This window comes from Citrobacter sp. 172116965 (genome assembly GCF_013458095.1).
In the GTDB taxonomy this organism is placed as follows: domain Bacteria; phylum Pseudomonadota; class Gammaproteobacteria; order Enterobacterales; family Enterobacteriaceae; genus Citrobacter; species Citrobacter braakii.
In genome coordinates this window covers 1,894,479-1,908,585 of record NZ_CP046673.1, presented here as the reverse complement: position 1 = coordinate 1,908,585, position 14,107 = coordinate 1,894,479, and the positions used below count along the sequence as shown (strand labels likewise).

At 51.0% G+C, this 14,107-nt stretch carries 15 protein-coding genes; 11 read left to right on the top strand and 4 right to left on the bottom strand.

Going from position 1 to position 14,107, the window contains the following annotated elements:
* Window positions 1–21: 21 nt before the first annotated feature.
* The 8 genes from GPJ68_RS09030 to GPJ68_RS08995 all read left to right on the top strand — a co-directional run bounded on the left by GPJ68_RS09030 (window position 22) and on the right by GPJ68_RS08995 (window position 5,444).
* Complete coding sequence (locus GPJ68_RS09030) at window positions 22–582, top strand: lipoprotein (protein ID WP_016152618.1); 561 nt, start codon at window positions 22–24, stop codon at window positions 580–582.
* 105 nt (window positions 583–687) lie between these two features.
* Entirely contained in the window at window positions 688–1,734 is a 1,047-nt protein-coding gene (pyrC, locus tag GPJ68_RS09025) for a dihydroorotase (RefSeq protein WP_103283707.1), read from the top strand.
* A gap of 65 nt (window positions 1,735–1,799) precedes the next feature.
* Window positions 1,800–2,045, top strand: a complete 246-nt coding sequence (gene dinI / locus GPJ68_RS09020) for a DNA damage-inducible protein I (RefSeq protein WP_003036157.1) — start codon at window positions 1,800–1,802, stop codon at window positions 2,043–2,045.
* Between the two features lie 339 nt (window positions 2,046–2,384).
* A complete protein-coding gene (bssS, locus tag GPJ68_RS09015) occupies window positions 2,385–2,639 on the top strand; it encodes a biofilm formation regulator BssS (protein ID WP_003036154.1) in 255 nt (84 codons plus the stop codon).
* A 114-nt stretch (window positions 2,640–2,753) separates the two neighbouring features.
* Window positions 2,754–3,872, top strand: a complete 1,119-nt coding sequence (solA, locus tag GPJ68_RS09010) for an N-methyl-L-tryptophan oxidase (protein ID WP_047501073.1) — start codon at window positions 2,754–2,756, stop codon at window positions 3,870–3,872.
* 52 nt (window positions 3,873–3,924) lie between these two features.
* A complete protein-coding gene (locus tag GPJ68_RS09005; protein ID WP_003036148.1) occupies window positions 3,925–4,038 on the top strand; it encodes a YceO family protein in 114 nt (37 codons plus the stop codon).
* 262 nt (window positions 4,039–4,300) lie between these two features.
* Entirely contained in the window at window positions 4,301–4,867 is a 567-nt protein-coding gene (locus tag GPJ68_RS09000) for a cytochrome b (RefSeq protein ID WP_016152615.1), read from the top strand.
* A 1-nt stretch (window position 4,868) separates the two neighbouring features.
* Window positions 4,869–5,444: a YceI family protein gene (locus tag GPJ68_RS08995; RefSeq protein WP_103283706.1), complete on the top strand. Its 576-nt coding sequence runs from the start codon at window positions 4,869–4,871 to the stop codon at window positions 5,442–5,444.
* A 46-nt stretch (window positions 5,445–5,490) separates the two neighbouring features.
* On the opposite strand, the gene GPJ68_RS08990 is transcribed toward GPJ68_RS08995, so the two are convergent.
* Window positions 5,491–6,543: a rhodanese-related sulfurtransferase gene (locus GPJ68_RS08990; RefSeq protein ID WP_016152613.1), complete on the bottom strand. Its 1,053-nt coding sequence runs from the start codon at window positions 6,541–6,543 to the stop codon at window positions 5,491–5,493.
* A 220-nt stretch (window positions 6,544–6,763) separates the two neighbouring features.
* On the opposite strand from GPJ68_RS08990, the gene GPJ68_RS08985 reads away from it, so the two are divergent.
* From GPJ68_RS08985 to GPJ68_RS08975, 3 genes are all read left to right on the top strand, one after another.
* Window positions 6,764–7,684 (top strand): Kdo(2)-lipid IV(A) acyltransferase, encoded by a 921-nt coding sequence (locus GPJ68_RS08985; protein ID WP_104651943.1) that lies wholly within the window; start codon window positions 6,764–6,766, stop codon window positions 7,682–7,684.
* 155 nt (window positions 7,685–7,839) lie between these two features.
* Window positions 7,840–9,060: a multidrug efflux MFS transporter MdtG gene (gene mdtG, locus GPJ68_RS08980; RefSeq protein ID WP_046274768.1), complete on the top strand. Its 1,221-nt coding sequence runs from the start codon at window positions 7,840–7,842 to the stop codon at window positions 9,058–9,060.
* An 81-nt stretch (window positions 9,061–9,141) separates the two neighbouring features.
* A complete protein-coding gene (locus tag GPJ68_RS08975; protein WP_016152610.1) occupies window positions 9,142–9,519 on the top strand; it encodes a MysB family protein in 378 nt (125 codons plus the stop codon).
* Window position 9,520: 1 nt separating this feature from the next.
* On the opposite strand, the gene GPJ68_RS08970 is transcribed toward GPJ68_RS08975, so the two are convergent.
* The 3 genes from GPJ68_RS08970 to mdoG form a co-directional block, all read right to left on the bottom strand.
* Window positions 9,521–9,748: a YceK/YidQ family lipoprotein gene (locus GPJ68_RS08970; RefSeq protein WP_016152609.1), complete on the bottom strand. Its 228-nt coding sequence runs from the start codon at window positions 9,746–9,748 to the stop codon at window positions 9,521–9,523.
* A 75-nt stretch (window positions 9,749–9,823) separates the two neighbouring features.
* Window positions 9,824–12,352: a glucans biosynthesis glucosyltransferase MdoH gene (gene mdoH / locus GPJ68_RS08965; protein ID WP_019076449.1), complete on the bottom strand. Its 2,529-nt coding sequence runs from the start codon at window positions 12,350–12,352 to the stop codon at window positions 9,824–9,826.
* The gene (gene mdoG, locus GPJ68_RS08960; protein ID WP_085951042.1) at window positions 12,345–13,880 is read right to left on the bottom strand and encodes a glucans biosynthesis protein MdoG; all 1,536 of its coding nucleotides are present in this window, start codon (window positions 13,878–13,880) and stop codon (window positions 12,345–12,347) included. The genes mdoH and mdoG overlap by 8 nt, the downstream gene beginning before the upstream one ends.
* Window positions 13,881–14,107: the final 227 nt, after the last annotated feature.

Below are 14,107 nucleotides of genomic sequence, written 5' to 3'. Positions count from 1 at the left end.
AGCATCATGTTGAGGAACCCCATGAAAAAGTTTTTTTTTGCCGCTGCACTAATTGTCAGCGGCCTGTTGGTTGGTTGTAATCAACTCACGCAATACACGGTTAGCGAGCAAGAGATTAATCAGGCCCTGGCGAAGAATAATAACTTTTCAAAAGATATCGGTCTGCCTGGTGTCGCTGAAGCACATATCGTACTGAACAATCTCGCCAGCCAGATAGGCCGTGAAGAACCCAATAAAGTGACGCTGACCGGAGACGCCAACCTGGACATGAACTCCCTGTTTGGCAGTCAGAAAGCGACCATGAAGCTGAAGCTAAAAGCCTTACCGGTTTTCAATAAAGAAAAAGGCGCGATTTATCTGCAAGAAATGGAAGTCGTGGACGCTACCGTCACGCCGGAAAAAATGCAGTCGGTACTGCAAACGCTGATGCCTTATTTAAATCAGTCGCTGCGCAACTATTTCAACCAGCAGCCAGCGTACATTCTGCGGGATGACAGCAGCCAGGGGGAAGCGCTGGCGAAAAAACTGGCGAAAGGCATTGAGGTGAAACCGGGAGAAATCATTATCCCGTTCACCGACTAATATGACAGAGGGCGCCGATGCGCCCTTTTTTTTCGTGCAAACGAAAACGTTTCCGCTTATCCTTTGTTTCCGGCAAAAAAGACTATCCTCAGCCGGAGCATATTGATGACTGCACCATCCCAGGTTTTAAAGATCCGCCGCCCAGACGACTGGCATCTTCACTTTCGCGATGGCGACATGTTAAAAACTGTCGTGCCCTATACCAGCGAAGTTTATGGCCGCGCCATTGTCATGCCGAACCTGGCTCCGCCCGTCACCACGGTGGACGCGGCTATCGCTTACCGCCAGCGAATTCTTGACGCGGTACCTGCCGGACACGACTTCACGCCATTAATGACCTGCTACTTAACGGATACGCTGGATCCCAATGAGCTGGAACGTGGATTCAACGAAGGCGTGTTCACCGCCGCAAAACTCTATCCGGCCAATGCCACCACCAACTCGACGCATGGCGTAACCTCTATTGATGCCATCATGCCAGTGCTGGAACGGATGGAAAAATTGGGTATGCCTCTGCTGGTGCACGGCGAAGTGACGCATGCGGATATCGATATTTTCGATCGCGAGGCGCGCTTTATTGAGACGGTAATGGAACCACTGCGTCAGCGTTTAACTGCGCTGAAAGTGGTGTTCGAACATATCACGACTAAAGATGCTGCCGAATACGTGCGCGACGGCAATGACCTTCTGGCGGCGACCATTACGCCGCAGCACCTGATGTTTAACCGCAACCACATGCTGGTCGGCGGGATTCGCCCTCATCTGTACTGCCTGCCGATCCTCAAACGTAACGTCCATCAACAGGCGTTGCGTGAGCTGGTCGCCAGCGGGTTTAACCGCGCCTTCCTCGGTACCGACTCAGCGCCGCATGCGCGTCATCGTAAAGAGTCAAGCTGTGGCTGTGCGGGCTGCTTTAATGCGCCGACCGCACTGGGCAGTTATGCCACCGTGTTTGAAGAGATGAATGCACTGGACCATTTTGAAGCCTTCTGCTCACTCAATGGCCCACAGTTCTACGGTTTGCCGGTGAATGAAACCTTTATTGAGCTGGAACGCGTGCAGCACCAGGTCCCAGAGAGCATTGCGCTGCAAGATGATACGCTGGTGCCTTTCCTGGGTGGCGAAACGGTACACTGGTCCGTGAAAAGCTAAAAAAAGTGTAGCCAACTGGCGAGAATAACTGTATAAATAAACAGTATATTCCACAGGGGGCTACTATGCGTATTGAAGTCACTATTGCCAAAACTTCACCTTTACCTGCTGGTGCAATTGACGCGCTGGCAGGTGAACTCTCCCGCCGTATTCAGCACCATTTTCCGGATAACGAAGGTAACGTTACCGTCCGTTATGCCGGCGCAAACAATCTGTCGGTTATTGGTGCCACCAAAGAGGATAAAGAACGCATCAGCGAGATCCTCCAGGAGACCTGGGAAAGCGCGGATGACTGGTTCATCAATGAATAAATAATGATATGCAGTGATGTTTGTTTGCCGGGTCGCCCCGGCTTTTTTATACACACCATCTTTTAATCAATAGTTCATTCCTTCTGGCAAACTGATATTTTAATAATAAATTCCTGGCTATCTTTTAACCACAACACCAAAATAATTGTGCAACATGCTTAAAAAAAATGAATAACATGTCGGTTTGTTAGTCAGATAACGCTGAAAACGAAAATTTTATGTGCTTACCTCTTTAAATTTTCAATGAATACCCTTATTTATTGATATACTGAAGTTGCTTCAGAAAAAACGCATTGAACCTCGAAAACCGTTGTCTAGTAACACGAATTAGGGGGCATGATGGAAAAGAATAATGAAGTCATTCAGACTCATCCGTTAGTAGGATGGGACATCAGCACTGTTGATAGCTACGATGCGCTGATGCTGCGTTTGCACTACCAGACCCCGAATCGTCCAGACCCGGATGGGACTGAAGTTGGTCAAACGCTCTGGTTAACCACTGATGTTGCCAGGCAATTTATTTCGATATTAGAAGCAGGAATCGCTAAAATTGAATCCGGCGATTACCAGGTAAATGAGTATCAGCGACATTAAATCTGATACATCCAACCATCAAAAGGCACCTTTCCGGTGCCTTTCTTATTTCCAGGTTGAATATTCCGGGTCACTTATTTACCCTGCTACTATCGCGATTGCAGAGAGAAGCGGATGAAATACGACTTAATCATAATTGGCAGCGGTTCCGTGGGCGCCGCAGCCGGATACTATGCCACTCGCGCCGGTCTGAAGGTTCTGATGATCGATGCGCATATGCCACCGCATCAGCAGGGCAGCCACCACGGCGACACTCGATTAATTCGTCATGCCTATGGCGAAGGTGAAAAATATGTTCCGCTGGTGCTGCGTGCGCAAACATTATGGGATGAATTATCCACCCAAAATGAAGAACCGATTTTTGTGCGCTCTGGTGTCATCAACCTTGGTCCGGCAGATTCAACCTTCTTAGCGACCGCGGCGCAAAGCGCAAAACAGTGGCAACTCAATGTTGAACAACTGGATGCAGCAGCCATTATGGCGCGCTGGCCAGAGATTCGCGTACCTGAAAACTATATCGGTCTGTTTGAAGCGGAGTCTGGTTTTTTACGTAGTGAGTTAGCGATTAAAACCTGGATCCGTCTGGCGGAAGAAGCAGGCTGTGCGCAGCTATTTAAATGCCCGGTCAGCGCAATTCGTCATAGTGATGATGGCGTCACGGTAGAAACCGCCGATGGTGACTATCACGCGCAAAAAGCGGTGATCAGCGCCGGAACCTGGGTACAGGCATTAGTCCCTGAACTACCGATACAACCGGTACGCAAAGTGTTCGCCTGGTATCAAGCCGATGGGCGTTACAGCGTTAAGAATAACTTCCCTGCCTTCACCGGAGAGCTACCAAATGGCGATCAATTCTATGGTTTCCCGGCAGAAAACGACGAGCTAAAAATTGGTAAGCACAATGGCGGACAGGTAATTCATTCGGCAGAAGAGCGCAAGCCGTTTGCCGCTGTAGCCAGCGATGGTTCTGAAGCCTTCCCATTCCTGCGCACAATACTGCCAGGCGTGGGTTGCTGTCTGCACGGTGCGTCCTGCACCTATGATAACTCACCAGATGAAGACTTTATTATTGATACTCTACCGGAGCATGACAACACGCTGATCATCACCGGGCTGAGCGGACATGGCTTTAAGTTTGCCTCCGTCCTCGGAGAGATTGCGGCAGACTTCGCCCAGGACAAATCGTCTGACTTTGACCTGACGCCCTTCAGGCTAAGTCGTTTTAAGCGATAATAAATGAATGGCCTCGTTGGTGAGGCCATTTTTAATGACAGGAATAACGTTGATGCGCCGCATCTTTCACTATCTGGTTAATAATATTCGCGAGCATCTTATGCTCTACATTATTTTATGGTCGCTGCTGGCAATTATGGATGTGATATATATTATGTTTTTCTGAACCCACAACGCTGACACTAATTGACATAAACTGATATTAACTTAATTTCCATTGCAATTAACTGAACAAGAAAAATACCTTAAACACCCAGAAACCAAGCCTTAATGTCATCCACCCCTACTAATTCCTTGATGATTACTTCACAATTCAATCAATTTTATTGAATCAAAAACAAATATCACCATTATTGTTATTTATTAGTTGCATTAATGTCTTTTACGCGCCATTTTCATTCACTTCTGAAATATCTAACGGTGTACTTATGCAATTCAATAATACTCCACAACGCTATGGCGTGGTGTCTGCCGCTTTACACTGGCTGATTGCGATTGCTGTATATGGCATGTTTGCGCTGGGATTGTGGATGGTCACGCTCAGCTATTACGACGGCTGGTATCACCAGGCCCCTGAACTGCATAAAAGCATCGGCGTTGTGCTCATGATGGGGCTGGTTATCCGCGTCGTCTGGCGGTTGATCTCCCCTCCTCCTCCTGCGCTGGCAAGTTATTCCCGTTTCACCCGCATCGCGGCGGCACTGGGTCACCTCGCGCTATACACATTGCTCTTTTCAATTGTCATCAGCGGGTATTTGATTTCCACCGCTGATGGCAAAGCGATAAGCGTATTTGGTTGGTTCGACATTCCTGCCACCCTTGCCAATGCGGGCGCTCAGGCCGACCTCGCCGGTAGTCTGCACCTGTGGCTTGCGTGGACTGTGGTGGTTTTATCGCTTCTGCACGGACTGATGGCCCTGAAACATCACTTTATCGATAACGACGATACCCTGAATCGCATGTTGGGAAAATCGTCATCTGACTATGGAGCTTAAAATGAAAAAAAACCTGCTGGGACTTACACTCGCCTCTCTATTATTCACCACCGGGTCAGCCTTGGCGGCAGATTACAAAATTGACAAAGAAGGACAGCATGCCTTTGTTAATTTCCGTATTCAGCACCTGGGTTACAGTTGGCTGTACGGCACATTTAAAGATTTCGACGGGACTTTTACCTTTGATGAGAAAAATCCCGCAGCCGATAAGGTTAACGTCACCATCAACACCAACAGCGTTGACACCAATCACGCCGAACGCGACAAGCACCTGCGCAGCGCAGATTTCCTTAACGTGGCCAAATTCCCGCAGGCGACCTTTAGCTCTACCAGCGTGAAGAAAGAGGGGAATGACCTGGATATCACCGGTAATCTCACCCTGAACGGCGTCACTAAACCGGTTACGCTGGATGCGAAGCTGATTGGTCAGGGCGGCGATCCGTGGGGTGGCACGCGTGCAGGTTTTGAAGCACAAGGTAAAATTAAGCTGAAGGACTTCAACATCACCACCGATCTCGGCCCGGCGTCTCAGGAAGTCGATCTGCTCATCTCAGTGGAAGGTGTCCAACAGAAGTAACGTATGAGTTGCCGGATGGGGCTAAAGCCGCCATCCGGCATGATGACTATTGCGCAGGGTCCGGAATACCCAGTTTGGTATTCAGACGACCGCGTGACTTATTAAATATTTTGTTGCCATTTTCACGTCCTGCTCGAAGACGACGTTGCTCTTCTTCCGGCAACTTACTCTCTTCGCTACACAACTCGCTACAGCAGCCGTTATACTTCTGCGCGCAGGCCGGACACTGGATAAACAACAGATGGCAGCCATCATTTTTGCAATTAGTATGGCTGTCGCACGCCGTTCCGCACTGATGGCAATGCGCAATAACATCTTCAGAAATCCTTTCGCCCATACGCTCATCAAAAACGAAGTTTTTACCGACAAAACGTACAGGAAGCCCCTGTTCACGTGCCTTGCGGGCATATTCAATAATACCGCCCTCAATGTGCCAGACTTTGCTAAATCCGTTGTGTTTCATCCAGGCGCTGGCTTTCTCACAACGGATCCCGCCCGTGCAATACATAACGATTTTTTTATCTTTATGCGCCTGCATCATTTCAACGGCTTTCGGTAACTGGTCGCGGAACGTGTCTGCCGGGATTTCTAGCGCATTCTCGAAATGGCCCACTTCATATTCATAGTGGTTGCGCATATCAATGAATACCGCGTCAGGATCGTCCAGCATGGCGTTTACTTCCGCCGCCTTCAGGTAATCACCTACGTTGCTGGCGTCAAATTGCGGATCGTCAATACCATCCGCCACGATGCGTTCACGCACTTTCATACGCAGCACCCAGAACGATTTACCATCATCATCCAGCGCGATATTCAGACGTAACCCGGCGAATGCGGGATCAAACGCATAAAGCTGCTGGCGGAATGCCTCGACGTTGCTTTGCGGTACGCTGATTTGCGCATTGATTCCTTCATGGGCAAGATAAACGCGCCCGAAGACGTTCAATGCAGTGAACATCTGGTACAGCGCATCACGCGTGTGCTGAGGATTGGCGATGGTGAAATATTTATAGAATGAGATCGTCGTGCGCGGCTCGGTCTCAGCCAACATTTTGGCTTTGAGCGCATCGTTCGAAATGCGGTTGTGTAACACTGGCATGGTGTACGTATCCTGCAAATAGGGAGAAAATGAAAATCGGCGGCATAATAAAGCAAACACCGCCAATTTACATCCACACATTTTACGCTACATTTCTTACTCCAATATAAAAGTGCAACAACAATTGCTGGTTTAATCACCGTTCTCCCGTCACAAATTTTTGATATGCGCGAAAAAATGCGACAATACAGGCAATTGGTCGTTTGAAGACAGGATAGACATGACGAATTTACCCAAGTTTTCGGCTGCGTTACTGCATCCACGTTATTGGTTAACCTGGCTGGGCATTGGCATCCTTTGGTTAATCGTGCAGTTACCCTACCCGGTTCTTTACAAGTTGGGCTGCGCATTAGGTCGTCTGGCATTACGTTTGATGAAACGTCGGGCAAAAATTGTTTCCCGTAATCTGGAACTGTGCTTCCCGCAAATGAGCGAGCAGGAACGCCAGCAGATGGTAGTCAAGAACTTCGAGTCCGTGGGCATGGGCGTGATGGAAACCGGAATGGCCTGGTTTTGGTCTGACAAGCGCATTTCACGCTGGACGGAAGTTATCGGGATGGAACATATCCGCGACGTTCAGGCGCAAAAACGGGGAATTTTGTTAGTGGGTCTGCACTTTCTGACCCTTGAACTGGGTGCGCGTCAGTTTGGTTTGCAGGAGCCGGGGATAGGCGTATATCGCCCTAACGACAACCCACTGCTCGACTGGCTACAAACCTGGGGCCGTATGCGCTCTAATAAATCAATGCTCGATCGTAAAGACCTGAAAGGAATGATTAAAGCGTTGAAAAAAGGCGAAGTGGTCTGGTATGCGCCGGATCATGACTACGGTCCCCGCGCCAGCGTATTTGTCCCGCTTTTTGCTGTTGAACAGGCCGCAACAACCTCCGGGACCTGGATGCTTTCACGCATGTCGAATGCCTGCCTGGTACCGTTTGTTCCCCGCCGCAAACCTGACGGTAAAGGTTATCAATTGATTATGCTGCCTCCGGAGTGTTCACCGCCGTTAGACAACGCGGAGACTACGGCTGCGTGGATGAATAAGATTGTTGAGCAATGCATCATGATGGCCCCAGATCAGTACATGTGGCTACACCGTCGTTTCAAGACGCGTCCTGAAGGTTCACCTTCCCTGTACTAAAGCACGGTTGCAGTCCTGTGGACTGCAACACCTTCCCTGCCCGCTTTAGGTTTAACTGCTATCCGCATTGCAGCAACTATCTACCAGGCGCATAATTAGCCTGCTTGCTTATATTCAATCGATAGCGCAAACAGCGCGCCACACTGCGGAACGCTATGTCACCCTCAGATGCTCCCATAAACTGGAAACGTAACCTCACCGTTGCCTGGTTGGGTTGTTTTTTAACCGGTGCAGCATTTAGCCTGGTTATGCCCTTTTTGCCCCTCTATGTCGAGAGCCTCGGCGTTACGGGTCATAGCGCCCTGAATATGTGGTCAGGTCTGGTCTTCAGCATCACTTTTCTCTTTTCCGCCATCGCCTCTCCTTTCTGGGGTGGCCTTGCCGATCGCAAAGGGCGAAAAATCATGCTGCTGCGTTCCGCATTGGGTATGGCGATTGTGATGCTGCTGATGGGGCTGGCGCAAAATATCTGGCAGTTCCTGGTCCTGCGTGCCCTGTTGGGTCTGCTCGGCGGTTTCATTCCCAACGCCAATGCACTCATCGCCACCCAGGTTCCGCGCAATAAAAGCGGCTGGGCGCTGGGAACGCTTTCCACCGGCGGCGTCAGCGGCGCACTGCTCGGACCGTTAGCTGGGGGGCTGCTCGCGGATCAGTACGGACTACGCCCGGTATTTTTCATCACCGCCAGCGTACTGCTGGTCTGTTTTATCCTGACGCTATTTTTTATTCGCGAACGTTTCCAACCGGTGAGCAAGAAAGAGATGCTGCACATTCGCGAAGTCGTGGCCTCGTTAAAAAATCCCAAACTGGTGCTGAGCCTGTTTGTCACAACGCTGATAATCCAGGTGGCAACCGGGTCCATCGCGCCAATTCTGACGCTGTACGTTCGAGAGTTGGCTGGCAACGTCAGTAACATCGCCTTTATCAGCGGGATGATTGCTTCCGTACCAGGCGTGGCTGCGTTAATTAGCGCCCCGCGGCTCGGCAAATTAGGTGACCGAATTGGCCCGGAGAAGATCCTGATTGTTGCTCTGGTCATCTCCGTGCTGCTGCTTATTCCAATGTCGTTTGTACAATCGCCCTGGCAACTTGCCGTTCTGCGCTTTTTATTGGGGGCCGCTGATGGGGCTCTGCTCCCGGCAGTACAAACGCTGCTGGTCTATAACTCAACCAATCAGATCGCCGGGCGTATTTTCAGTTATAACCAGTCATTTCGCGATATCGGTAACGTAACGGGACCATTAATGGGGGCGGCAATATCCGCCAACTACGGTTTTCGCGCCGTCTTCTGCGTGACCGCGGGCGTCGTACTGTTTAACGCTTTCTACTCGTGGAATAGTCTGCGCCGTCGCCGGAGCACTGAGGCTACGGGATGATTTTTGTGCATTCATACTTGCAATACCGGAGAATCAACTATTATTTTCCTGAATACTTCATTAAATCAAAGGGAGACTCTGATGACCATGTATGCCACGCTGGAAGAAGCCATTGATGCCGCTCGTGAAGAATTTCTGGCTGATAACCCTGACCTTGAGCCCGACGAAGCCAGCGTTCAACAGCTAAGCGTACAAAAATACGTGCTACAGGATGGTGACATTATGTGGCAGGCGGAATTCTTTGCTGATGAGGATGAGGGCGAGGGTGAATGCCTGCCAATGCTGAGTGGTGAAGCGGCCCAAAGCGTTTTTGATGGCGACTATGATGAAATTGAGATCCGTCAGGAGTGGCAGGAAGAAAACACGCTTCACGAATGGGATGAAGGTGAATTCCAGCTGGAACCTCCCCTGGATACCGAAGAGGGTCAGACCGCGGCCGATGAATGGGATGAGCGATAGCTTACTCGTAAGGTCCGTGGTGAATGTCGAGCGGGAGCAGCAAGGTATCAAACACCAGCGAAAATGGCAGGTCGAGGATGGTGACGTAGCGCCACGCGGAGTCCCGGACATCCCATTGCACGCCAGGATAGTATTGGTTTCCGTGCCCTTGCCCTGGGATAGTTCGGCTAATAATACTGCCGCATCCGCTCAGCAAGCACACCATGATTGCCACTGCCAATATTCGCACCTGATACCTCACGGCTCTTTTATTTAGTATAAAAAAATACCGGCACCAGGCCGGTATTTTCACGTTACATAACGCTTACTTTTTCCTGAGCGCCAGCGGATTCAGGGTCAGTCCCTGGTAGTAATTCACCCACGAAGAATACTTATCAGGTGAATTCCAGACGCGATAGTGCAAACGCGCCATCGTCACCGGATCGCTCAACAGCACCAGACGGCGGTCACGGTTTAGTTTCTCCGGCGTTTCGTTCAGCGCCTGCTCCACATGGCGGTCACGGGCAATCTCAAGCACGTTACTCGCGCGGTGACGTGCAGTCGCCATTGCCGTTGCCAGTGCGTTAAATGACGGGTTAAACACCGCATGCATAAAGCCGTCGTCCAGCGTACGATTGCGGTTCATCACCAGATAGGTATCCGTATCAACCAGCACCTGCGGCGGAGAATACTCTTCCGGGATCAGGAACAGCTTCCAGCGCTTGGTACGTAACCCAACCGTGGAACGGCTGGAAATCACGGAAACAAACGGCGACAGGATCAGCGAGAAGACAATCGGCGCCAGCCAGAACAGGAAACGCAGATCCAGCCAGGCCATACCTACCGCCCACACCAGCCCCAGCAGTAACTGAGAACCGTGACGCATAAATGCTTCACCCCACGGGGTGGAATCGTCATCACGCTGCGGTGAATTCCACACCACTTCCCAACCGAGGAAGGCGCTCACGACGAAGACGGTATGGAACAGCATACGTACCGGCGCCAGCAGCACGGAGAACAGAACCTCCAGCAGCAGCGACAGCGTGACGCGGATAAACCCGCCGTACTCTTTCGTCCCTTTACACCAGATGAGCAAAATACTCAGCAGCTTCGGCAGGAACAGCAGCACCATCGTAGAAGCAAACAGCGCGATCGCCAGTTCAGGACGCCACTGCGGCCATACCGGGAACAGCTGGCGCGGTTGCAGGAAGTACTGTGGTTCCGTCAACGCATGCACCACCTGCAATGCGGTCGATAACGCGAGGAACATAAACCACAGCGGCGCGGACAGATAGGACATAACGCCGGTCAGGAACACCGCACGGTGAACCGGGTGCATCCCCTTCACCAGGAACAGACGGAAGTTCATCAGGTTGCCATGACACCAGCGACGGTCACGCTTGAGTTCATCCAGCAGGTTCGGCGGTAGCTCTTCATAAGAGCCCGGCAGATCGTAAGCAATCCACACGCCCCAGCCGGCACGACGCATCAACGCCGCTTCGACGAAGTCGTGGGAGAGAATCGAACCCGCAAACGAGCCTTCGCCCGGTAACGGCGCAAGCGCACAGTGTTCGATAAACGGCTTCACGCGAATAATCGCGTTATGGCCCCAGTAGTGCGATTCCCCCAATTGCCAGAAGTGAAGTCCAGCGGTAAACAACGGACCATAAACACGGGTCGCAAACTGCTGACAGCGTGCATACAGCGTATCCATACCGGAAGCCTTCGGTGAAGACTGGATAATCCCGGCATTTGGATTCGCTTCCATCAGGCGCACCAGTCCGCTCAGACAGTCACCGCTCATCACGGAGTCAGCGTCCAGCACCACCATGTAGCTGTACTGATTTCCCCAGCGACGGCAGAAGTCATCAATGTTGCCGCTTTTACGCTTCACGCGACGACGACGACGACGGTAGAAAATCTGCCCTTCGCCTTGCACTTCGGCAATCAGCTCCATCCACGCTTTTTGTTCTGCTACGCAGATATCGGGGTTGTAACTGTCGCTCAGGATGTAAACATCAAAATGCTCGGCGTTGCCCGTCGCTTTGACCGACTCCCACGTGGCGCGAAGTCCCGCGAATACGCGGTCAACGTCCTCGTTACAGATCGGCATAATCAACGCGGTCCGGTGCTCGGGATTTAACGGCTCGTCCCCAACCGTTGAGGCGGAGATACTGTACTTATCTCGCCCAATCAACAGTTGCAGGAAACCCATCAGCGCGGTCCAGAATCCTGCTGAAACCCAACAGAAAAGCACGGCAAACAAAATGAGAATGCCGGTCTGGAGCATGTAGGGCAGCAGTTGCATAAAGGAGACCCATAAATCCTGCCCCATCATGTCAACAGGATTAATGAATGCCCAACCCTGATACGGAAGGATCGTCTTCATATACCAGGTTGCGACGACCGTTTGCGCCAGCGTTAAGATCAACAACGTATAGCGGCGGATGGTGCCAACCGTACGCCATTTTTGCTCGCTCTCCTGTTCTTCTTTCGTCAAACGCGAAAGATAACGCGGAGTCACATCGCGCCCGCGCAGGCGATCCCAAAAGCGGCCAACCGGGTTGGTACGCCAGGGATCGGGGAACATAGAGGTACGCGTTGCTTTTGGCATCGCCTGCAGCTGATCGCGCCCCTCATCGTCCTTAACCAACTGCTCTTTGGCCAGAGAATCAGGCCACGCCTGCTCCAGGCGAGCTTTCACCGAACCCTGCGGTGAATCATCTTCGCGCGAGTACGTACGATGCTCGGCATCCAGCGCCTGATGAACGGCGCGGATGTCAGTTTTCGGCAGTGCCGCTTTTTCGATATCCGAAAGCGGCATTGCGTCAATATACTCAGTTGTCTTATTCATTGGCAGGTAACTGGTAGCTCCAGGTTTCACTCAGCGTCTGATCGGCATTGACCAAGGCAGCACGCATTTCAGTGGTTTTCTTCACATCTTTCACTTTCACGCGCAATACCAAACGCCAACCTTTAGTTACCGGGTTGTAGCGCACAGTACTTTCAACGATCTCGCCGTTGTCGCCAATACTGGTTTGTGCGGTAACCGGGGTATCCTGCGGCAGCTTTTTCATATCCGTGCCGGTAAAGTCCACCACAAACGCGATAGTGCCATCAGGCTGACGAATGAGGTTAGACTGTTTTACATCACCGGTAGAACGACGAGTCTGCTGGACCCAGGCGCTATCAGGGGCATGAAGCTTGTCTTCGTCACGCGTGAACGTCAGGGTGTACTTGAAGTTCATCTCTTTGCCGGCTTCAGGCAGTTGATCCGGCGTCCAGTACGCAACGATGTTATCGTTCGTTTCATCGTTAGTTGGGATTTCAACTAACTCAATCTTACCTTTACCCCAATCACCTTTTGGCGTGATCCAGGCGCTTGGGCGCAGATCGTAACGATCGTCGATATCTTCAAAACGCGAGAACTGACGGCCACGCTGCAGCAGGCCGAAACCTTGCGGATTTTCCATCGCAAAGCTGCTCACCGCCAGATGTTTCGGGTTATTCAGCGGACGCCAAATCCACTCGCCGTTGCCAGCGTGGATCGACAAACCGTTAGAGTCATGCAGTTCCGGACGATAGTTGGTCGCCGGAGAAGGCTGGTTTGGTCCGTACAGGAACATACTGGTTAACGGTGCCACGCCCAGCTTGCCCACTTTGTCGCGCAGATAAACTTTGGATTGAACATCGACGACCGTGTCACGACCCGGAATGATGACAAAGCGATACGCTCCGGTTGCGCGCGGAGAATCCAGCAAGGCATAAATGGTCAAACGTTTGTCAGTCGGTTTCGGACGCTCGATCCAAAACTCACGGAAGCGGGGAAATTCTTCGCCAGAAGGCAGAGCGGTATCAATCGCGAGACCGCGCGCAGACAGACCGTAGACCTGCCCTGCCCCCAGAACACGGAAATAGCTGGCACCGAGCATGCTGACGATTTCGTCGTTTTTATCTTTGCTGTTGATCGGATACAGCACTTTGAACCCGGCGAAACCGAGATCTTTTACCGTGTCTTTATCATGCTGAACATCGCCAAAATTAAAATAATCCGGGCTGTATTTGATTCTTTTCACCGCTGTAGCGGTAACTTCGTTGATTTTGACCGGCGTGTCGAAGTACATACCTTGGTGGTAGAACTCGAGCTTAAATGGGGTCTTGAGATTGCTCCAGTAGGCTTTATCGCGGTTAAACTGGATCTGCTGATAATCCGCATATTTCATGTCGCGGAAAACGGAGGGCAAGTTACTTTTTGGCGCCTCATAGCCTTTACCGGCTAAGGATTGAGCTTGTTTTGCAACATCATCGATGCTGAACGCCCAGCTCGATGATGTGTACAGCGTTAACATAACTGCTGCACCCAACCAACGCATTTTCATCATTTGTAGTTTATGTTTCATAATTAGTAAGCACTTCCCCCTTTGTGTGCTTATATTGATCCGATCCATTTTAATGGATAATCGGGTATTCCGACAACTGAATCCCTGTATTGTTCGCGCGCTGGCTCATGGTTTAATCAGGTTCAACTACCTGTTTTCACTTTGCGTGCTTATCCTGGAGACAGGTTGTTGGACTTCGTGTAGGGTTGCCCTCGAATGTAACCATTATT